Origin of the sequence: Bacteroides stercorirosoris (genome assembly GCF_900142015.1) — a bacterium.
GTDB classification, from domain to species: domain Bacteria; phylum Bacteroidota; class Bacteroidia; order Bacteroidales; family Bacteroidaceae; genus Bacteroides; species Bacteroides stercorirosoris.
In genome coordinates this window covers 53,111-74,169 of sequence record NZ_FQZN01000011.1, presented here as the reverse complement: position 1 = coordinate 74,169, position 21,059 = coordinate 53,111, and the positions used below count along the sequence as shown (strand labels likewise).

At 44.5% G+C, this 21,059-nt stretch carries 15 protein-coding genes and 1 riboswitch; of the genes, 8 read left to right on the top strand and 7 right to left on the bottom strand.

The window, feature by feature from the left end; translation table 11 throughout:
• Nucleotides 1–386 precede the first annotated feature (386 nt).
• Nucleotides 387–1,757, bottom strand: a complete 1,371-nt coding sequence (locus tag BUC01_RS09925; protein ID WP_073313585.1) for a glycoside hydrolase family 28 protein — start codon at nt 1,755–1,757, stop codon at nt 387–389.
• 161 nt (nt 1,758–1,918) lie between these two features.
• Here BUC01_RS09925 and BUC01_RS09920 point away from each other — a divergent pair, with 161 nt between their 5' ends.
• The 3 genes from BUC01_RS09920 to BUC01_RS09910 are packed head-to-tail and all read left to right on the top strand — an operon-like array spanning nt 1,919 to nt 4,421.
• Nucleotides 1,919–2,974: a Gfo/Idh/MocA family oxidoreductase gene (locus BUC01_RS09920; protein WP_073313582.1), complete on the top strand. Its 1,056-nt coding sequence runs from the start codon at nt 1,919–1,921 to the stop codon at nt 2,972–2,974.
• A gap of 12 nt (nt 2,975–2,986) precedes the next feature.
• Complete coding sequence (thiD, locus tag BUC01_RS09915) at nt 2,987–3,814, top strand: bifunctional hydroxymethylpyrimidine kinase/phosphomethylpyrimidine kinase (RefSeq protein ID WP_025833414.1); 828 nt, start codon at nt 2,987–2,989, stop codon at nt 3,812–3,814.
• Nucleotides 3,815–3,818: 4 nt separating this feature from the next.
• Nucleotides 3,819–4,421 (top strand): thiamine phosphate synthase, encoded by a 603-nt coding sequence (locus BUC01_RS09910; RefSeq protein WP_025833416.1) that lies wholly within the window; start codon nt 3,819–3,821, stop codon nt 4,419–4,421.
• A 119-nt stretch (nt 4,422–4,540) separates the two neighbouring features.
• On the opposite strand, the gene BUC01_RS09905 is transcribed toward BUC01_RS09910, so the two are convergent.
• From BUC01_RS09905 to BUC01_RS09890, 4 genes are all read right to left on the bottom strand, one after another.
• Nucleotides 4,541–5,314, bottom strand: coding sequence for a sulfide-dependent adenosine diphosphate thiazole synthase (locus BUC01_RS09905; protein WP_073313578.1), 774 nt, complete (start codon nt 5,312–5,314; stop codon nt 4,541–4,543).
• 23 nt (nt 5,315–5,337) lie between these two features.
• Complete coding sequence (gene thiC / locus BUC01_RS09900; protein WP_073313575.1) at nt 5,338–7,056, bottom strand: phosphomethylpyrimidine synthase ThiC; 1,719 nt, start codon at nt 7,054–7,056, stop codon at nt 5,338–5,340.
• A 17-nt stretch (nt 7,057–7,073) separates the two neighbouring features.
• On the bottom strand, nt 7,074–7,694 hold the full coding sequence (locus BUC01_RS09895; protein WP_025833418.1) for a thiamine phosphate synthase: 621 nt from the start codon (nt 7,692–7,694) through the stop codon (nt 7,074–7,076).
• A 61-nt stretch (nt 7,695–7,755) separates the two neighbouring features.
• Nucleotides 7,756–7,850: riboswitch (TPP riboswitch) on the bottom strand.
• Between the two features lie 54 nt (nt 7,851–7,904).
• Nucleotides 7,905–8,756: an exodeoxyribonuclease X C-terminal domain-containing protein gene (locus BUC01_RS09890; RefSeq protein WP_025833419.1), complete on the bottom strand. Its 852-nt coding sequence runs from the start codon at nt 8,754–8,756 to the stop codon at nt 7,905–7,907.
• A gap of 311 nt (nt 8,757–9,067) precedes the next feature.
• Between BUC01_RS09890 and BUC01_RS09885 the strand changes: the two genes are divergently transcribed.
• From BUC01_RS09885 to BUC01_RS09875, 3 genes are all read left to right on the top strand, one after another.
• The gene (locus BUC01_RS09885) at nt 9,068–10,156 is read left to right on the top strand and encodes a hypothetical protein (protein WP_025833420.1); all 1,089 of its coding nucleotides are present in this window, start codon (nt 9,068–9,070) and stop codon (nt 10,154–10,156) included.
• A gap of 142 nt (nt 10,157–10,298) precedes the next feature.
• Nucleotides 10,299–13,433, top strand: a complete 3,135-nt coding sequence (locus BUC01_RS09880; RefSeq protein ID WP_073313573.1) for a glycosyltransferase family 117 protein — start codon at nt 10,299–10,301, stop codon at nt 13,431–13,433.
• A 15-nt stretch (nt 13,434–13,448) separates the two neighbouring features.
• A complete protein-coding gene (locus BUC01_RS09875; protein ID WP_025833428.1) occupies nt 13,449–13,697 on the top strand; it encodes a DUF3098 domain-containing protein in 249 nt (82 codons plus the stop codon).
• A gap of 22 nt (nt 13,698–13,719) precedes the next feature.
• Here the strand turns inward: BUC01_RS09875 and BUC01_RS09870 are convergent, their stop codons facing one another.
• Entirely contained in the window at nt 13,720–14,775 is a 1,056-nt protein-coding gene (locus BUC01_RS09870) for a porin (protein ID WP_025833429.1), read from the bottom strand.
• Between the two features lie 324 nt (nt 14,776–15,099).
• Between BUC01_RS09870 and BUC01_RS25855 the strand changes: the two genes are divergently transcribed.
• Together BUC01_RS25855 and BUC01_RS09860 are read left to right on the top strand one after the other, a co-directional pair.
• On the top strand, nt 15,100–15,396 hold the full coding sequence (locus BUC01_RS25855; RefSeq protein WP_139261847.1) for a hypothetical protein: 297 nt from the start codon (nt 15,100–15,102) through the stop codon (nt 15,394–15,396).
• A gap of 177 nt (nt 15,397–15,573) precedes the next feature.
• Nucleotides 15,574–19,590, top strand: coding sequence for a hybrid sensor histidine kinase/response regulator transcription factor (locus tag BUC01_RS09860; protein ID WP_073313567.1), 4,017 nt, complete (start codon nt 15,574–15,576; stop codon nt 19,588–19,590).
• Between the two features lie 45 nt (nt 19,591–19,635).
• On the opposite strand, the gene BUC01_RS09855 is transcribed toward BUC01_RS09860, so the two are convergent.
• Nucleotides 19,636–21,057 (bottom strand): alkaline phosphatase, encoded by a 1,422-nt coding sequence (locus tag BUC01_RS09855; RefSeq protein WP_025833434.1) that lies wholly within the window; start codon nt 21,055–21,057, stop codon nt 19,636–19,638.
• Nucleotides 21,058–21,059: the final 2 nt, after the last annotated feature.

Sequence of the window (21,059 nt, the reverse complement as noted above, 5' to 3'; positions counted from 1 at the left end):
GAATCTGGATGCATAATATGCGGAATATAAATGCGTGGTTTCTACATAAACAGGCAGTATATATAATACTTATGCAGAGGAACTATACTTCTTTTATGCAGGAACTATAGATCTGGTGTGTCCCATCTATAGATGTAACGCTCACAATCTATAGATGGGACGCACACGGTCTATAGATCGGAGACAAACGGTCTATATATGGGAGACGCACCATCTGTTTCCACTGTACAGACCGTCTGTTTTTCTTCTATTACAAATGTATATATTTCTGTATTGCGCTATCAGCCAGTAAAATGCAGATTTTCGTTCGTTTCTTTTCGTTCTTTCCTGCATCAGGATGGAATCATCGCATTCTCGTTCTGCATAAAAAACAAAGTGTCAATTTGTTAATCTTCCTGCTCCGTAGACGTAACCTGTTTCCCGTTTACCTCCACATTGTCAAGCACCAGATTCACCACATTATCCATCTGTATGGCTTTCGGTGCCTGTTTCACCTTTATATTCCGCAGGGTGATATTATACAGTTTCGCTTCCGGCAAACCGTTTGCCATGAGTGCCACGCTGTCCACGCGATTACACGTGACGTCCTCTATGCAAATATTCCGGAAAACCGTAGGATGATTTCCGCCTCTGTAACCGTGGTAGTTTGTGCGGAAGTTGATAACTCCCCATAGGCATACGTCCGCTTCTATCCGGCGCATATTCAGATTCTCGAAGTAGCCGCCTCTGTCCAGATTCGACTTGAAGTAGATACCGTTGCGGCAACTGTCTATCTTGCAATCCTCGATAAAGATATTCCGCACGCCGCCGGACATCTCGCTGCCGATAGTGATAGCCCACCGGGCGAAGTGGCAATTGCGGATAATCACATTTTCCGTAGCCTGACCGATGCGCCAGCCGTCCTGGTCGCGACCCGACTTAATGGCAATGCCGTCATCCCCTACATTGAAGTCCATGTTTTCAATCAACACGTTGGTACTCGATTCCGGATCGCAGCCATCGTTATTGTAGTTATTACTGTCTATATATACATTGCGTACAGTCACATTGTCGCAGAAGACAGGGTGGATAATCCAGAAGGGAGAGTCGTATATCTGCACATCTTCTACCAGCACATTCTTGCAGCCGTAGAACTGTATCATGCAGGGACGCAGATAATATCCTTCGCCGAACACTCGTTCGTATACCGGAATGGAGTCGATACCCATCTGGCGCAACCGGTCGAGGGCAGGCCCTTGCAGTGCATGCCAGCCGTTGAAGGTAACTGCACCGTTACCGTCGATTGTACCTTTTCCGGTTAGCGCGACATTGGTGCATTGGTAGGCATAGATGAAAGGAGAGTAGTTGAAGCATTCCGTTCCTTCCCATTTGGTCAATACCATGGGCAGGTAATCGGAGGCTACGGTAGAGAATTCCAGTCGCGCTCCCTCTGCGATGTGCAGGTTTACGTTGCTTTTCAATAAGATGGAACCTTTGCTGAAATAGTGTCCGGCAGGGATGAGAACTGTACCGCCTCCGTTTGTATTACATTGGTTGATAGCTTCCAGGATGGCGGGACGACTGTCGTAAGTCGTGTCATCCTTTGCTCCGTACTTTGTTACGTCATAAACGCTGTCGGGGAAAGTGGGCGGAACGATGTTCTTCAGTATTCCGGGTACCTTTGCCCATTCACCCGTTTCTTTGCCGGTGGTCTTGGTGCTGTTGCATGCCGTCCACAAGATGGGGAGGAGGCAAGCGAATAGAACTAATTTCTTCATGGTATTGAGTTTATATAAATGTGCGGAACAAAAATACCTGTTTCCACCGGAAGTATATAGGTGAAATTGATTTTTAGGTTGGAGATTTTGATATTATCCCCGCTTCATGCGTTAAATGAGTGATAAATTCATTAGTTTTGTCGGAAGAAAATAGATTGATCATGGATAAGATAAGAACCGGATTAGCTGCTTTCGGAATGTCGGGACAGGTGTTTCATGCCCCTTTTATTTCCACTAATCCTCATTTTGAACTGACTGCTGTTGTAGAACGCAGTAAGGAATTGTCGCGGGCCAAGTATCCGCAATCCCGCATTGTGCGTAGTTTCGATGAACTGATCAGTATGGACGAACTGGATCTGGTGGTGGTGAATACTCCGGACAGTTCCCATTACGAATATGCCCGCCGTGCCCTCGAAGCAGGCAAACACGTGATTGTAGAAAAACCTTTCACCACAACCGTAGAAGAAGGGAATGAACTGGTGACTCTTGCCGAGGAGAAGGGACTCGCTCTGAGTGTTTATCAGAATCGCAGGTGGGACTGTGACTTTCTGACGGTGAAGGAGATTCTGGCTAAAGGATTTTTAGGCCGTCTGGTAGAATTTGAATCGACCTTTCCCCGCTACCGGAACTTTATCAAACCGAACACCTGGAAAGAAACCGGGGAGAATGGCGGCGGGCTGACTTATAATCTGGGTGCCCACGTCATAGACCAGGCTGTGCAGTTGTTCGGTATGCCCGAAGCCGTATTTGCTGATATCGCCACATTGCGTACAGGAGGCAAAGTGGATGATTACTTCATTATCCACTTGCTGAAACCGGCAAAAGCCCCTGAAGTAAGAATCACTCTGAAGGCCAGCTACCTGATGTGTGAAAACGAACCGCGCTTCGTGCTTCATGGCACGGAAGGTTCTTTCGTGAAATATGGCCTCGACCCCCAGGAGGCAGATTTGACTAAAGGCTTGTTGCCAACTGTTCCGCATTGGGGGGAAGAAGACCGATCCCAGTGGGGGATACTCCATACGGAGAAAGACGGTAAAGTCGTGCGTGAATCCTATCCGACCCTCCCCGGAAACTATGCTGCTTTTTATGAGAACATCTATCGGCATATCCGTCAGGGGGAACCTTTGCAAAGTGACGCCCGTGGGGTGGTTGGTATCATCCGTTTGATTGAGGCGGCATGGGAAAGTAGCCGGACCCGAAGTGTGGTCACATTATAGTCTGTAGAGCGTATGGATAGAAAGGTAGTTGTTCTTTCCGTTGCCGGTTCCGACTGTTCTGCCGGTGCAGGTATACAGGCGGATATAAAGACCATATCGGCATTGGACGGATATGCGGCGACGGCTATAACCGCTGTTACGGTGCAGAATACACTGGGCGTACAGAGCGTCCATCCTGTTTCCGCCGAGTTGGTAGGCCGGCAAATGCAGGCTGTGATGGAAGATCTTCAACCGGATGCCATTAAGATAGGTATGACCGGAAATGTGATGATTGTTGATGAGATTGTGCGTGTGTTGCGCCAATACTCTCCGCGCCGGGTGGTTTTCGACCCGGTAATGGTTTCTACCAGCGGTCATAAACTTATGACGGATGAGGCGGTGGAAGCTATTTGCACCCGTTTGCTTCCGGTAGTCTCCCTTGTAACCCCCAATCTGAATGAGGCGGAAGTGTTGTTGCGACAGCCGGTTCATACGGTGGATGATATGGAATGTGCGGCACATCTGATTTACGAGAAATATCAGTGCGCTTGCCTGGTCAAAGGAGGGCATCTGGATGGAAATGAGATGTGCGATGTATTTTATGATGGCCGCGAACTCCACCTCTTTGTTGCCGGACGCATCCATACCGGAAATCTGCACGGCACGGGATGTACCCTTTCATCGGCCATTGCGACTTGTCTGGCGCAGGGTTTCCCGATGTATGAGGCTGTGGAACTGGCCAAGACTTATATAACTAAGGTCATTGAAGCCGGAAAAGATTTGCATATCGGGCATGGAAACGGTCCTTTGTGGCATTTTCCGTCTCTGGTGAATCCGATGAATCCTGCCGGGGAAGAATAAAAGTATGAAACTGATTGTCATTACATCTCCGGCTTTTATTCCGGATGAGGCGCAAATCATCGCCGGTCTTTTCTGTGCCGGACTGGACTTGCTGCACTTGCGTAAGCCGGATGCTACGGTGCATGAAGTCAGGCGTCTTTTGTGTGAGATTCCTGTGGAATGCAGGAAGCGGATTGTCATCCATGACTTCTTTTCGCTACAAGACGAATTTTCTTTAGGAGGAATTCATTTGAACTCCCGCCATACGGAAGCACCCGAAGGGTATCAGGGACTACTGAGCCGTGCCTGTCATAGTCTGGAAGAGGTGGAGGCTACAGTTGCCCGTTTCGATTATGTATTGATGAGCCCTGTCTATGATAGTATTTCCAAGCAGGGATACCGTTCGGGATATTCGCAGGAAGCCTTGCGGCAGGCACAGGCGGAAGGGATTATTAATGAAAAAGTCATTGCCTTGGGTGGAATAAGTGAATCGAATCTTTCAGAAATAAAGTCATTGGGTTTTGGTGGTGCCGCCTTGTTGGGGGATATATGGAACCGCTACCGGACATGGAATGATGCGGAAGAAGCCCTTTTACACTTCCGGAAACTGCGGGAACGTGCCGGATAATGTTTTACTGAAAAAATAACAAGCGAATGATCCTCCGCCCCTAAAGTGCCTTACACCGCACTGTAGGGGCGAATAATCATTCGCCCGACCATACACAAGTAAAGGTAGTCTGCAAGAAATTATTTCTTCAGTTTCGCAATAATCTCATCAGCAACCTTCTTTCCGGACATCAACATTCCGCCGAAGATCGGTCCCATGCGCGGAGTACCCGAAACGGCAGATGCAGCCATACCGCAAACATACAATCCCGGATAGATTTCTTTCGTTCCATTTACTACTTCATCCTCTCCTGCAACTACGTCCAGTGAGCGTTCGCCAATCACACCACCCGTTTCTGTTGCCAGACGGATGCCGTTTTTGCGGGCTACGGTGGCGGCTATTTCACTGTCATGTCCGGTGCCGTCCACTACTACTTTGGCAAGGATGTTCAGCGGGTCTACGTGCATACCTTCGCGCAATACGGGAGTCCAGTTTACCACAACTCCGTTCACCGTATTGTTCTTGAAGATGACGTCTTCTACAGAATAGCAATTGAAGATTGTGGCACCCGCATGAACTGCTTGATAAAGCAGTGCGGAAGTACTCTCTACCGAGTCCATCACATACAGTCCGTCTTCATACTTCTCGTGGTTGATATTGAACTCTTTTACAATGTCAATCGCTTCTTCCTGGATGACAATCTGGTTGAACATCATGGCACCGCCCCACATACCGCCGCCGGGAGCCAGCTTACGGTCGAACTGCGCAACTTTCAATCCGGCCTTTGCCAGATAATAAGCGGCTACTATGCCCGAAGGACCACCACCGACAATGGCTACGTCCAAGTCAAGGTTTCTTTCTAATTTTTCGAAATAGGTACTGATGATACCTTTAGATACTTTAGTCTCAATCATAATATAATATGTTTAAAAAATTGTCATCTGTTCGTTTCTTCTCTTTCCGCATCATAATCACAATCCCTCAACTGCTGGCTGATGCGCATGGCACAGAAGTTAGGTCCGCACATGGTGCAATACTTTCCATTCAGGTGATTGGCTTCCTTATAATATTGGAGTGCCCGTTCCGGGTCAAGGCTCAGATTGAACTGGTCTTTCCAGCGGAATTCATAACGTGCCTTACTCAAAGCATCGTCGCGGACTTCCGCTCCCGGATGACCTTTGGCAAGATCAGCGGCATGTGCGGCAATCTTATAAGTGACTACACCTACACGTACATCTTCTTTTTGTGGCAAGGCGAGGTGCTCTTTCGGAGTCACATAACAAAGCATCGCTGTTCCGTACCAACCGATTTGTGCAGCTCCGATGGCACTTGTGATGTGGTCATATCCCGGTGCAACGTCCGTCACCAACGGGCCGAGCGTATAGAATGGCGCACCGTGGCACTTCTCTATCTGGCGGTCCATATTCTCTTTGATTTTATGCATCGGCACGTGTCCCGGCCCTTCGATGAATGCCTGTACATTCTTGGCCCAGGCACGTTCCACGAGTTCTCCCATTGTGTCCAGTTCGGCAAATTGTGCCCGGTCGTTGGCATCCCGTATGGCTCCCGGACGCAAACCATCACCCAGTGACAGGGCCACATCGTATTGTGCACATATATCGCAGATGTCATCGAAATGCTCATAAAGGAAACTCTCTTTCTGATGTACTTTACACCACTGCGAAATAATACTTCCACCCCGGCTCACCATACCGCAGAGACGTTCGTTGGCGAAATGTATATTCTTCAGACGGATGCCGCAGTGAATGGTGAAGTAATCCACTCCCTGCTCACATTGTTCGATAAGTGTATCGCGAAACAATTCCCAGGTCAGGTTCTCGGCTTTTCCGCGCACCTTCTCCATGGCCTGATACATGGGAACCGTGCCCACAGGAACGGGACAGTTGCGAATGATCCATTCACGCGTTTCGTGAATGTTCTCTCCAGTGGACAAGTCCATCAGTGTGTCGCCTCCCCATTTGCAGCTCCACACGGCTTTTTCCACTTCCTCTTCGATAGTGGAAGAAGTGGCGGAGTTTCCGATATTCGTATTTATCTTGACGAGGAATTTGGAACCGATAATCATGGGCTCTGCTTCGGGGTGGTTAATATTGGCGGGCAGTGCGGCACGTCCTGCTGCAATCTCATCCCGCACAAACTCCGGCGTGATGTAGGTATCTATGCCCAACTCCTTGCAGTTCATGTTTTCGCGAATGGCAACGTATTCCATTTCCGGTGTGACAATGCCTTGTTTAGCGTAGTACATTTGCGTCACCTGCTTGCCCGCTTTGGCACGGTAGGGCAGGGTGATATGTTCAAAGCGGAGGGAGTCGAGACTTGTGTCCGTCAGACGCATTTTGCCGTATTCGGAACTGATTTCCGGAAGCCGTTCAACTTCCCTTTCCTGTATCCACGGTTCGCGGAGGCGGGGCAGACCTTTCTTTAAGTCGACTTTCTGGTTCGGGTCACTGTATGCTCCACTTGTGTCGTAGATGTACACGGGAGCATTTTCCGTGATGATTTTCTTCCCGTTCTCCACTACTACGGTAGGGGTCAGATTCACTTTTCTCATACCTACTTTGAGGAAAGGGAAAAGTTCGCCTTGCATGTAGACTTTCTCGGAATCGGGATAGGTGAATTTTGTTTTATCTTCCATAGTTCAATAATTGATTGCTATTCGGTCAGTCGTATGATTGTCTCCATTTCACGCACCGGATTTCCGGCTTTCAGGATTCCACCGCTCAGTGCTATCCCGCTTAGTCCTACGGCTTTCAATGCCGGAATATCTTTACGAGTAATTCCACCAATGCCGACGACGGGAATTGAAAGACCTTCTTCTTTCATCCGCGCCAGGATGGAGCGATAGCCGTCCAGTCCCAGGATGGGTGATAACTTCTGCTTGGTGGTGGTGAAACGGAAAGGGCCGCAGCCAATGTAGTCCGCGCCATCGGCAGCATGTTGCCTGATGTCCTCAAAAGTATTGGCGGTTCCGCCAATGATGAAACCTTTGCCCAGTCTCTCCCTTGCTTCTTTTATCGGCATATCCAATTTTCCTAAATGGACACCGTCCGCACCAATCTGTTTCACCAGGTCTACGTGGTCATCAACGATGAAGGTAGCCCCGTATTGGCGGCAGAGGTCCTGCACGCGTATGGCTGTGGCTTTCAGTTCATCTTCGGAAGCGTCTTTCATCCGAAGCTGTACCCAGCGGCACCCCCCTTCGAGGGCGATACGTGCGGAGTCCAAGTATGAGATGGATGCCGTAAAATGCGTAATGAATTGTACGTCAAACATTCAAACTCTGAATTTTTAGAGGTTCTACTTACAGAAAGGGATAGTAGTATAAACGAATAGTAGAATATAGAAAGAAAATTCCCTTCGACGGTACTAACCGTATCAGGTTCATTGGGTATAATCTCAGCTATTTTTATAGCACCCCCTTTTCTGCCAACAAAGAAAAGACGAATGTTTTTAAAGGGAAAGATAACGGCTTATCTTTTAAGCTTATTTAAACTTAACATAATTGAGGCGGGTGTACTGCTTGTTTCCCGAAGTGTAAGTGCGTGCGATGCGTGCCGAGGTGATATGAACCGTTTCTTCGGGTTGAAAAGCATGTTCTGCACCGGGCAGTTGGCACGACTCACGGCTTGCCGTACGGGCACTTATCCGGAAAGTGACAAGGTTTCCTATAGTGTCTTCCAGTGTAAGTATCTGCCGAACGTAGAAATAAGGGGTATTTCCTTTTACGATGGTCTTGTAAGGATCGTCTTCCAGTCGTACACGGAGTACTTTCAGGGTCAGGTCTTCCACTTTTTCCCCTTCCTTCCCCAGAAAACGGCTGGTGGAGTACTTCTGATGTGCCTGCCGCTTCTGAATGTCGAGGTGGACGGAATGATATATCTGTGCAATCTGTACGAAGCGTTCCTGTTTGGGGATGCGTGGGGTGAATTTGTAGGCAATCCAACTGATATATCCCGGGTCGATGCGGAAAATTTCGTGCAGGAAGTGCCCGTGATATTTACCGATAGAAATAATGTCGTCTCCTCTGCTCTGCATTCGTTTGGCATTGTACTCTACCAACAGCATACAGCGGGGAGAATAATAGCACAGACTGCTGGCGGCTCGCAGGCTTTCATTGATATCTTCGGAAAGGTCCTGAATATAAAAGATGGACTGCCGTTCGGGCAGGGGCGAATAAATCCATAATGAATAGCGGGGATATTCGGGACGAGGCAATACAACAAGATAGGCACCTGCCTCTTTGTAAGAGGCTCTTCCCAAATTGTATTCGTTTAGTTTTTTATACAACAGGTCTTGTTCAGCTTCGGGTATGCCCGGAATAATCGGATTTGACATAATCTGACTTGTTTAAGTCAAATATACGATTTCTTAGGCAAATAAGCAAATTTTGTATGGAAAAGTTCAGGAAAAGCTTATAGATATTCAAGAAAAGAACTGAGTTTGTATGATAGTACGCTTGTGATTTATATGAATATTGGTATCTTTTCTATACTATCTCCTCTTTCTCCGTATGCGATGAAGTAATTATTTGACAATTGTGATATCAGAATTAGGGTTTGCTAAAAGAAGGAAGAAATATTCGCTACTCTAACAATAATCTTATAAATTTGTCGCATATTTGTATGCAGAGATTAAAAATTGGGAATATGAGTAATCTTCGAATTTTATTGTATGTATTTATCCTTTCTTTGGTTGCATGTCATCCGGAGGGGACTAATGTGAAACAAGGATTGGACAAAGCCGCTCAATTAATAGAGCAAGATCCGGATACGGCATCCATTATTCTTGAAACGATTCAAATGAACCAGATGAATGAGGAGCAACTTGCAGAATATAATTTGCTTTGTACTCAATTCAATGAAGATAAGAATATACCTCATTCTTCTGATAATCAGATTCGTCAGGCGGTATCTTATTATGAGCAATATGGAAATGAGCTTCAAAAATCGAGAGCCTATTATTATCTGGCATGCGTAGAGAGTGATTTGAATCAGGAGAAAGACGCCGAAGTTCATTTCAAAGAAGCAATAAAATTAGCAGCACAAGCAGAAGAATATGAGCAAATGACTAAGATTTGCAGGAGATGCAGCCTGTATTATCAGAAATATGAAAACTTTGACGAAGCACTGGAGATGGAAAGAAAAGCATACGCCAGCCAGTTGATGTTGATTGACAGCAAAGATAACTCTACTGTCATTTTATCTTCTGCTTTAGGTTTATTTGGTGTTATGTCTCTCTTGCTCGGGTTACTTTGGAAGAAACATCTGACAGTACATTCGCAACTGGATACCTTTAAGGAAGAAATGCAGATGAAAGAGATTGAATCTGACAAACTGGTGATGCAATGTAATTATCTCGAAGAAAAATATCAATCCCTCCAACAACATATTTATGAGAGTTCTCCGGTTGTCTCAAAAGTCCGCCAATTGAAGGAACGAACGGCTTTATCTTCTAAAGTATCTTTTTTCTCTGAGAAAGACTGGACCGAACTTTTGCGACTTCAGGAAAGTGTTTACGGACTTGTATCTAAATTGAGAGGGATAAGTCCGAAACTTACGGAAGAGGATTTAAGGGTATGCGCCTTTTTACGCGAAGGCGTTCAGCCTGTTTGTTTTGCTGATTTAATGAAACTGACTGTTGAGACTCTGACCCGGAGAATCTCCAGGATAAAAACGGAGAAACTGATGTTGGCAAACTCTAAAGAATCGTTGGAAGATATCGTAAAATCATTATAGGTCTGAATTTGTCTGTAATTGGTAACGTGATGTTGTTGGTTATCAGTTGACTATGTTGCCGGGATGTCCGTGCTCGTCCGGTAAATTTCTTCTCTTTTATGGACCTGTTCTATAACTTTGCAAACAAAAAAGTTACAGAACAATGAGCAACTTATTATTTAAAAAGTGGAATGATTTTAGTGGGTGGATTGTCTTTGTGATAGCAGCTTTTGTATATGGAATGACGATTGAACCTACCGCCAGTTTTTGGGACTGTCCCGAATTTATCTCGTGTGCCGAAAAGTTACAAGTGGGGCATTCGCCGGGTGCACCTTTCTATATGCTTGTTGGAAACCTGTTTACTCAGTTTGCTTCCGACCCGTCACAAGTGTCCTGGATGGTTAATTTTCTGAATGCGTTGCTGAGTGCCGGTTGTATCTTATTTCTTTTTTGGAGTATCACCCGTTTAGTAAGGTTCCTGATAATAAATGATGGGCAGAATTTATCAACGGCGGATGTTATTATCATTCTGGGGGCAGGGTTTGTTGGAGCCTTGGCATATACATTCAGTGACACATTCTGGTTCAGTGCGGTAGAAGGTGAAGTCTATGCTTTCTCTTCTTTTCTTACGGCACTGGTGTTTTGGATGATTCTTCGCTGGCAAGATGAATCGGATTCGGTATATGGCGACCGTTGGCTTATCCTGATAGCTTATGTCATCGGACTGTCAATCGGAGTGCATTTGCTTAATTTGCTCTGTATCCCGGCTATTGTGTTGGTTTTCTATTATCAGAAATATCGGACAATATCGCTTAAAGGAGTAGCTGCTGCAATTGCCATATCCGGTCTTCTCATTATATTTATTCTTTTTGTTTATATTCCCGGCATGGCTGACATGGGAGGCTGGTTCGAACTGCTTTTTGTCAATGTATTCGGGCTTCCTTTCCACACAGGGCTGATAAGCTTTTTAGCTTTAACATTTTTCATGTTGGCCGGGGCCATTTATCGTTTCCGAAAACGTATGTTGCATACTTCTTTGTGGTGCTTGCTTATGCTCACCGTAGGCTATACCACCTATGCGGTGATACTGATTCGTGCCAGCGCCAATACTCCGCTTAATGAGAATGCGCCGGACAATATTTTTACGCTCAAAAGTTATCTGAACCGAGAACAGTATGAAAGTGCTCCCCTGCTTTATGGAAAAACCTACGCTTCCGAACCGGAATATGTGCCCGAGGGTGACTATTACAGAGTAAAAACCACAAAGGGGAGTGCTGTATATCGCCCGGATAAAGAAGAAGGCAAATATAAAATAATCCGGCATAAAGAAGACGTGTGCTATACTCAGAATATGCTGTTTCCCCGGATGTGGAGTGAGCGCATGGCTTCTTCTTACAAAAATTGGACAGGAGGAAACGAGGCCGCTCCCACACAAAAAGAAAACCTGACTTATTTCATTACCTATCAACTCAATTATATGTATTGGCGCTATTTCTTGTGGAACTTTGTAGGACGGCAGAATGATGTGCAGGGAAGTGGCGAACCGGAACATGGGAACTGGATAACAGGAATTTCCTGGTTGGATAATTTAAGATTGGGAGACCAGAGCTTGTTGCCGGAATCCCTGCGCCAGAACAAAGGGCACAATGTGTTTTACGGATTGCCGCTATTATTAGGACTGTTCGGCATCTATTGGCAATGGAACTGCAGCAAGAAAGGCAAACAGCAGTTTAGTGTACTGTTTTTCCTCTTCTTTATGACAGGATTGGCTATTGTGCTTTATCTGAATCAAACACCCGGTCAGCCGCGCGAACGGGACTATGCATACGCCGGTTCGTTCTATGCTTTTGCTATCTGGATAGGGATAGGTGCTGCCGGATTGTGTGATGCGCTTCGCCGGAAAACGACTTCTACGGTACAAGTCGGTGTATTAATGACAATCTGTTTATTGATTCCGGTGCAAATGGCCACTCAGACGTGGGATGACCATGACCGGAGTGCCCGTTTCACTTGTCGCGACTTTGGGGCTAACTATCTGATGACTCTTCCCGATACGGGAAATCCGATTATCTTTTGTAACGGGGATAATGATACTTTCCCATTGTGGTATAATCAGGATACGGAGGAAGTACGCAGGGATGCACGTGTTTGCAACCTAAGCTACGCACAGACCGATTGGTATATTTATCAACAGCAATGTCCGTTGTATGATGCTCCCGGACTACCTATAAGTTGGAATAAGAATCAATATCAGGAAGGTAAAAACGAATATGTGGTCGTACGCCCGGAACTGAAAAAGCAAATAGAGGAATTGTACCGGAGAAATCCGGAGGAAGCACGTGACAGCTTTGGAGAAGACCCGTTTGAAATAAAAAATATCTTGAAATATTGGATATTCTCAGAGAGACAGGAATTTAATGTAATCCCTACGGATACGATAAATATCCATATTGATAAGGACGCGCTGCTTCGTTCGGGAATCATGCTTCCTAAAGCAATCCGACATTTGAAGGGGGAAGAACTGAAAGATGCAATACCGGACAAACTTTATATTCCTTTAAAAGATATACGCATGCTGAACAAAGTAGATTTACTGATGCTGGAGATACTGGCGAACTGTAATTGGGAACGTCCGCTTTACCTTGCAATCTCCGTAGGGAGTGTCAGTAAACTGAAGTTTGACAATTACTTTGTGCAGGAAGGATTAGCATTCCGCTTTACGCCTTTTGACTATAAGAAGTGGGGAGATGCCGACGAAAACAGGCCTTATGCAGTAGATGTGGAAAGGCTTTATGACAATGTAATGAACAGATATAAATATGGCGGGCTGAATACTCCGGGGCTCTATCTGGATGAAACAACCCTGCGTACGTGTTGGTATCATCGCAGGCTTTTCGCGCAACTGGCCAAAGAACTGATAATACAAGGAGACCCTGCGCGTGCAAAGAAAGTACTTGCTTATGCGGAACAGGCTGTTCCGGGATATAATGTTCCCGAAACGTATGAAAGCGGTTCTTATAGCATAGCAACAGCCTATGCCGCATTGGGCGAAAAGATGAAAGCGATAACCCTGACAGAGCATTTGATAGCCGAAGCGGAAGATTATATCAACTGGGCTTTTTCATTAAAGGGGAACCGTATGGAAATGGTCCACAATGATTGCATCTATAAATTCTGGCAGTGGAACCAATGTAATGAACTTCTGAAGAAGGTAGATGAAGAGAGATATAAAGAGAGCAACAGACGGTTTGAAGATAAATATGCACTATTTGCTCCAAACATGGGTTATAAGAACTAAAAACAAAAGCAGAATATGGGATCAAAAATAATGAAGCAGAAGGAGACAGAAACGGTATTTGGCAGGAGAAATTATGTGATTCTGCTAATTGGCTCGGTAATAATAATAGTGGGATATCTGTTCATGAGCGGCGAGGGGAGTACCCCCGCCGCCTACAACCCTGATATATTCAGCGGATTGCGTATAAGGGTAGCTCCCATCGTTTGTCTGACAGGGTATTTGATTAATATATTCGGTATCCTGTACCGGCCTGAGCGGAACTGATTATTTCAAAGTTTTGCGTGCCTTAGAACCTCACCATCAGTTCTAATACAATCTTATCTTGTTCAGACTCTTTGGCAATGCTGTTTTTGGCGTAGAAATACTTTTCGTAGTTCAGCCGGAGGTCTGTACGGAATGCTTTGCTGAGGCTGAAAGTGATACCTCCGGTTATACGGTGGCGTTTGTAGTCGGTGGTAGTCAAAGCGCCGGTTTCTTCATCAATGGCTTTCCCATCGCTTTGGCTGGTCATCATGTCATAGCGTGCCAGGAAAGACATTTTGTTGAATACTTTTCGTAAAGGGAGGTCGTAATTGATAAAACTATTTACGGCATGCACGTTGTCATAGGCATTGTCTGCATAAGTTTTGTACAAATACTCTCCTTCAATATGGAAGCGTCCGAATTCATAGAAAGCACCGATATCATACGAGTTTATCCTTACATCTTGCGGCTGGATGCTCTGTATGCTTAAAGCCAGATTCAGCTTCTTGGCAAACAGGAACTGTGCTTTGGCAGAATAGTTCACTTCTTTGTGCCATTCTTTTTGATTAGTCAGTCCCGAACCGTTGTAGAGACCGCCCTCTAAGGTTACAGGTATTCCTGTGCCGAATTTATATCCCAATGTAACACCAACGTCACGTACATTACCAACTTGTTTCGCGATAAACGAACGGTTAGCGAAATATTGCTGATGTGGAGAGCGGTGGGCGTCAATTGTAAATGGTACTCGCATTTGTCCTGCGGTGACGGTCAGGTCTTTTATCGGGAAAAGGCGGGCGTAGGCATCCAGCATTTTGATTTGTCCTTCATCGGAGAGATCAATTTCCGCCTTATAAGCTACGATAGGCAATACATTTCCGGTAATGCTGATGCGTGCGTTGCGTACTTCGAAACGGCTGGCAGCCATTTCAGTCTGATACTCAAACTTAGTACGGATAGTACCGTGTATTTCCGGCAGGTAATCCTTTGTTTCCAACTCTTCTTTATCAATCTTCTTTCCGTCCTCGTTGCGGTACGGCGTCTGGGCGTTTGCTGCCAGTGACAGCAGGGTGATGAGCAGCATGAATACGCTTTTCTTCATAATCATTAGTTGTAGTCGATTAATTAATGGCGGCAAAGTTCAGACATGTGTGTTATGTTTTTGTGTCATGCATGTTTCGTTTTGATTACAATCATCTTTATCTCTTCATTTCAGTGGCGATATTGCCCTTGAGAACCCATTTTCCTTCACTTTTATTAAAGGAGGTAACATAAACGAAAAAACGTGTTACGCAAATATGAAGAATCTCTCTGAAAAAAGCGTTCTTTTGTAACCGTTTCCAATTAGTGAGTGATATGCATGGAAAAATACATGAAATTGTAGATGAATAGATATACAATGAAAAACCTTTTAAATAATTATCAGATGAAATATTTATTCAAATTTTCCCTTTGCGCGTTGGCATTTGCCATGAGCGCAAATAACGGGTTCGCACAAAGCGGCGAAACAGGACTGAAGGATGCTTATAAAGATTACTTCTCTATTGACGTGGCTGTTAATATGCGTAATATCGCAAATCCCGAACAGATTGCCATTAAGGCTGTGAACGATCTCAAGGCTGCCGGTTTTAAGGCAACGTGGTTCGTTTCTCCCGATACGGCGCATGAATTCCAGACTTGGCGTAGAAGTTTGTATCACATGGCACAGTTGCTTTTCAAATAAGGATATGCCTTAAAAGATAAAAATAAAGATCCTCAAGAGTTGGATATGAACTGCACTCTTAAAGTTTTATGTCTAACTTTTGGGGGCAGTTCTTTCAACAATAAACTTTGTTTTAGTAGGAGCTATATTCTTTTTTCCTTATTTTTGCATTTATAATAAAATGCGGAAACCATACTAATGAAAAACAGAATCATATCTCTACTTCTTTTGCTATTTAGCACACTTCCGGCAACTGCCGAATATTTCCGTAATTTGGGCTTGCAAAATGGACTATCACAACCTTCGGTTTTGAGTATTGCCCAAGATGGATTGGGACGGATGTGGTTTGGAACGCAGGAAGGCATCAATATGTATGATGGAGAGCAAATCACTTATGTCAAAGGTGAAATTACAGATGCGGATGGGGAAAAACTTTGGATCGGTAATTATGTACCTTTCATTGTTCATGATATCGATGGCGATATTTTCTTCATAGCTGATAATAATTTGTTTGGCTATGACATTCATGCCTCCACATTTAAGCAATATACGACAGACAATGCTACTACCGCTTTGGCTGTCTATCAGAATGAAATATGGTATGCCCGGAAAGATTCTCTTTTCGCTTATGATTGCCGACAGCACACCGTCCGGTCGAAAGTGAAACTTCCTCCTTATACCGTAAACACGCTGGCAATTAGCGAAACCAATATATATGTCGGCATGATGGAAGGAATGTATATCATTCCCCAAAACACACTCCAACCATCCCGGTTTTTACTGGAAAATATAGATGTATATTGCATTTTCGAGAGTTCGGACGAAGAAGTGTGGATAGGCACTCGCATGCAAGGATTGTATCGGCTCAAGGATAATGTATTGCAAAAAGTTCCTTACGCACTTACCGGAAGTGCTGGAATCCGCAATATGCAGATACGTGCCTTTGTCGAGGATGATGAGCATAATATTTGGTTTGGAACTTTCGTTGGTTTACAAAAGTATGATGTCCGGAAGCAAACCTATACACTGATACAGATACCTCAGTATGTGGGGGGCTTAAATCATCCTTCCATTTTTTCTCTTTATACTGACCAACAAGGAACTATCTGGATAGGAAGTTTCTATGGAGGAGTGAACTATTTTACTCCCGACCGCAGTGGATTTGTACACTATGACTACCAGGCCGGAAATCTTTCCAACCTATATTATTCATATATTGGTGAGATGACGGCTGATAAACATGGAAATCTTTGGGTCAGTACTGACGGAGGAGGTTTAGGTTGCATAAATGAAAACTGGGAACTGGTACATCAATTTACGGCGGGGGGGCCGAACTCTATTCCACATAACAATGTAAAGAGCATCTGCTATGACCGGGAGAATGACTACCTGTATATCGGAACCCACCTAGGAGGATTGTCACGTTATGATTTTCAGAAAAAAAGCTTTTATAATTATCTGGAACATCAGTTGGAAAATACTCCGGCTCCGCGCCATTTCATCTATCAGGTCAAGATGTGGAATGGTAAACTTTATCTTTCTTCCCGTGAAGGTGTTTTTCAACTCGATCCGGTGACTAATCACTTTACGTTTCTGTTCAAACCGGAGTCTTACTGTATAAATTTTGATATTGATGCAGAAGGGAACTTCTATGCTAACCAGGCAGACAGAGTTGTGATCGTCCCTCTTTCTGATGTTACTCAAAGAAGTACTCTCAAGCTGCAGGATATGGGCTATAAGGGCAGCATATCGCATGTGCGGGTGACAAAAGACGGTGCATATATCTGTACGTTAGGAAGCGGATTACTGTATTATGATCGGAATACCAGAAAAATGATTGTTTATAATACGGAGAACAGCACATTGCCCAGCAATTATTGCTACAATGTGAAACAGACTGCCAGCAATAAGTTTATCCTTACCGGAGACCGGGGAATCATACTTTTTGATCCGAAAGAGCAGTCATTTACCAGCTTGGGACAGAAAGAAGTCTATCTCAAGGCTCCGATCATCCGGGATTGCGGGATTTATGTCTCTTCGGACAATAAAATCTATATTGGAGACACAAAAGGGGTTACTCTTTTGGCAGAAGAAGAATTTCATACTTCCCAGGTAGAGATAAGTTCTCTTTATTTCTCTACTCTTCATGTTAATAATCGGTTGATAGAAGCGTCGCCTGAAAATAAAATACTCACTGCAGCGCTTCCTTTTACGAAGAAGCTAATGCTGGATACTGAAGAAAATAATCTGCTTATCAAGTTTGCCCATTCTGATTATCAGAACAAATATGCGCAGCAAGGCTTTGAATATAAATTGGAAGGATTGGATAGAGTCTGGACATTTACTCCGACTCCGGAGGCCAGATATACAAACCTCGATCCGGGCGATTATACACTTTATGTACGTATGGCGTATGCTTCCGGTCAGCTTCCTATTCAATTGGCTATTCATATTGCCACTCCTTGGTATGCCACTTGGTGGGCATGGATATTCTATATGATTACAATTGTTTCGGGCATCACTTACTATGCCCGAAACCGATTCGCAAAACAGGCTTTGGCGCAATCGCTGGAAAAAGAGCGTATCGAAAAACAGCATATAGAAGAAATGAATCATGCCAAGCTGGTATTTTTTACTAATGTGAGTCACGAATTCCGTACTCCATTGACACTGATTGTCAGCCATATTGATACTTTGTTGCAAAATCAGCTGCTTCCTCCGCAAGTATACAACAAGATATTGAAAATAAAGCAGAGTGCACAGCAGATGACTAATTTGGTTTCTGAACTTTTGGACTTCAGACGATTTACCCAGAACCGCTTTATATTGCAAATAGAGAAGCGGGATATAGGGAAATTCCTGAAAGAGATATTTCTTTCGTTCAGTGACTTTGCACATCAACGTAACATTTGCTATGATTTTCAGTGCAATCCGGTGGAAATAGTGTGCTGGTTTGATGCTAAACAATTGGAGAAAGTGTTTTTTAATTTGCTTTCAAATGCTTTTAAATATACCCCTGACGGAGGGAAAATAGGTATGATAATTGCCACTGATAACGGTAATGTGAAGATACAGATTTGCGATACCGGTAGTGGCATCTCAGATTTGGATTCCGCCCGTATTTTCGACCGCTTTTATCAGGGCGGGAATCAGAAGGGAAACGAACAATCTCCAGGTACGGGCATCGGTTTGGCTTTGACCAAAAGCATCGTAGAAAAACATCATGGGGCAATTTCTGTAGAAGGTGAGGTAGGGAAGGGCAGCACTTTTACAATTACTTTATCGCTCAACATGAGTATCTATAAGGAAGACGAACATATTCAATTTGTTGATAGTGTATCTGATATGATGACTACTACAGGACCATTGTTAGGCGAGAAAATAGCCTCTTTTTATGAAGTTCCTGTACCGGGAGACTCACTATTGCAGGAAACGGCAAAAGAGAACGACAGGAAACTGTTGTTGGTGGAAGACAATAAAGAACTGCTGCAAATCTTGAAACAGCTTTTTGAACCTTTCTATCAAGTCTACTTGGCGAATAATGGAAAAGAAGGGCTTGCTCAAGCCTACGAGCATAAGCCGAGTCTGATTATATCGGATATTATGATGCCTGAAATGACTGGAATTGAAATGTGCCTGCAAATAAAGAATAATGTTGATTTGTGCCATATTCCTATTATTCTGCTTACTGCGCTCAACAATACGGAGCAGAGTATTGAGGGGTTGAATCGTGGGGCGGATGACTATATAAGCAAACCTTTCAATGCACAGTTGCTTTTGGCAAGAGCTAATAATCTGGTAAGGAACAGATTGCTGATACAACATCAGCTTCGTAAGAAACCTCTGTCGGAAATAGATTTGACCAGCATCAATCCGCTGGATCAGGAGATGTTGCGCAAAACGTCACAAATTATCGAGGAACATATTGACGATCCTGATTTTGATATACCGGAATTATGTAAGGAAGTTGGTATAGGTCGTTCTTTGCTGTATTCCAAATTTAAAGCTTTGACGGGCATGACTCCTAATAACTTTGTACTCAATTACCGCTTGAAACATGCTGCAACTCTTCTTCGTCGATATTCTGATTTGCCGATTGCGGAGGTAAGCGATCGCTGTGGATTCAGTTCGCCAGTGTATTTCAGCCGTTGTTTCAAAAATCAGTACGGGTGTACGCCACAGAGTTATCAGAAAAGAAAAGATTCGGAGGTTTAGGCACGGATTACACGTAATTCGTGCCTAAGATAAATTCATAATCATTTAGAAATCTATAGGGTATCCGGCAGCTTGAGCGATTTTTATAGGTATCTCTGTGTTGTCTATACGCCCTTGAAACAGATCTGCTCCGGCTCCAATGGCAAATACTGGAACATAACCGGCTGAATGTCCTCCGCTGGTCCAGCCTACAAGAGCTATTTCATTGATGATACGTTTAGCTTCCGATGCTATCGGTTCGTCTTGTGCATATTCGCTCTTTTCCAGCTTCATCTCCTGATGCATCAGGCTTTTTTCATGAACCGTTTTCAATCGGGCTTCCTGCTCGGCAGTTAGTTCTATCTTATCCCAGAAACCGAAATTGTCTTTCAAGGCCTGTCGTATGGCTTCCCAGCTCACTTGATTGTTGGTCTTGGCGCGCATTTCGTTGACGATACGGGTGAAGCCGTTTTCGCTGACTTTTTGGTTTTTCAATACTTGTAGATTCAGGTCATAAGTGCCTGTGCCCAGTACAAAGCCTCCGGTTTCGTGATCGGCAGTGACAACTATCAGTGTTTCATCCGGATGTTGCGAATAAAACTCATAAGCTATCTTGATGGTATTATCGAAGTCTATTATTTCATGAAATGTGGTTGCAGCATCATTGCTGTGGCAGGCCCAGTCAATTCTTCCCCCTTCTACCATCAGGAAAAAGCCTTTGGATAAATCTTTTGACAAGAAATTGATGGCGGAACGGGTGATGTCCTGAAGAGTCATATCTCCCTTTTTACGGTCGATTGCATAAGGAATGGCTACAAATTCACTTTTAGAGGCTTCTTCAGTTTGCAGTAGGAGCATCTTATCAGCTTTTTTGCTCTGTTTCAGATAATCTTTATAACCGCGTGCGATGGTATATCCGTTTTTGCCGGCCATCTCATATAAGTTGTCAGTCGTGGGATTGTTCTTGTCTGTTGCATCCCGGAAGTCGGAACCGGCATAGAAATCGAAGCCGGTCTTATATAAGTCTTTTCCGATCTCGTGATAAAGTGTACGCTTAGCGGCATGTGCGTAAAAGGCTCCGGGAGTTGCATGGTTGACGGTGACGCTGGTGGCAATGCCCACCCGGCAGCCTTTATTCTTTGCCCATACAGCTACACTGCTAATTGGGGTTTCCTGATCCTTCAATACGCCAATTGCGCTGTTTTGGGTCTTACGGCCGGTAGCAAGTGCTGTACCTGCGGCAGCCGAGTCTGTAACCCTGTTTGTGGCAGAATTGGTAATTGCGACGGTAGAATAGGGGAACTGAGTAAATAGTAAAGGGGCAATTCCCATTTTCCCTTCCAGTTCTGCCCGATAGATTTCTGTACCTTGCACTTGGTTGACGCCCATTCCGTCGCCAATAAAGTAGAATACATATTTGGCTTGTTGCGCATAGCTCCAGCAGATGGATAAGACTAGCAAAAGTAATAAAGATGAAAGTTTTCTCATAA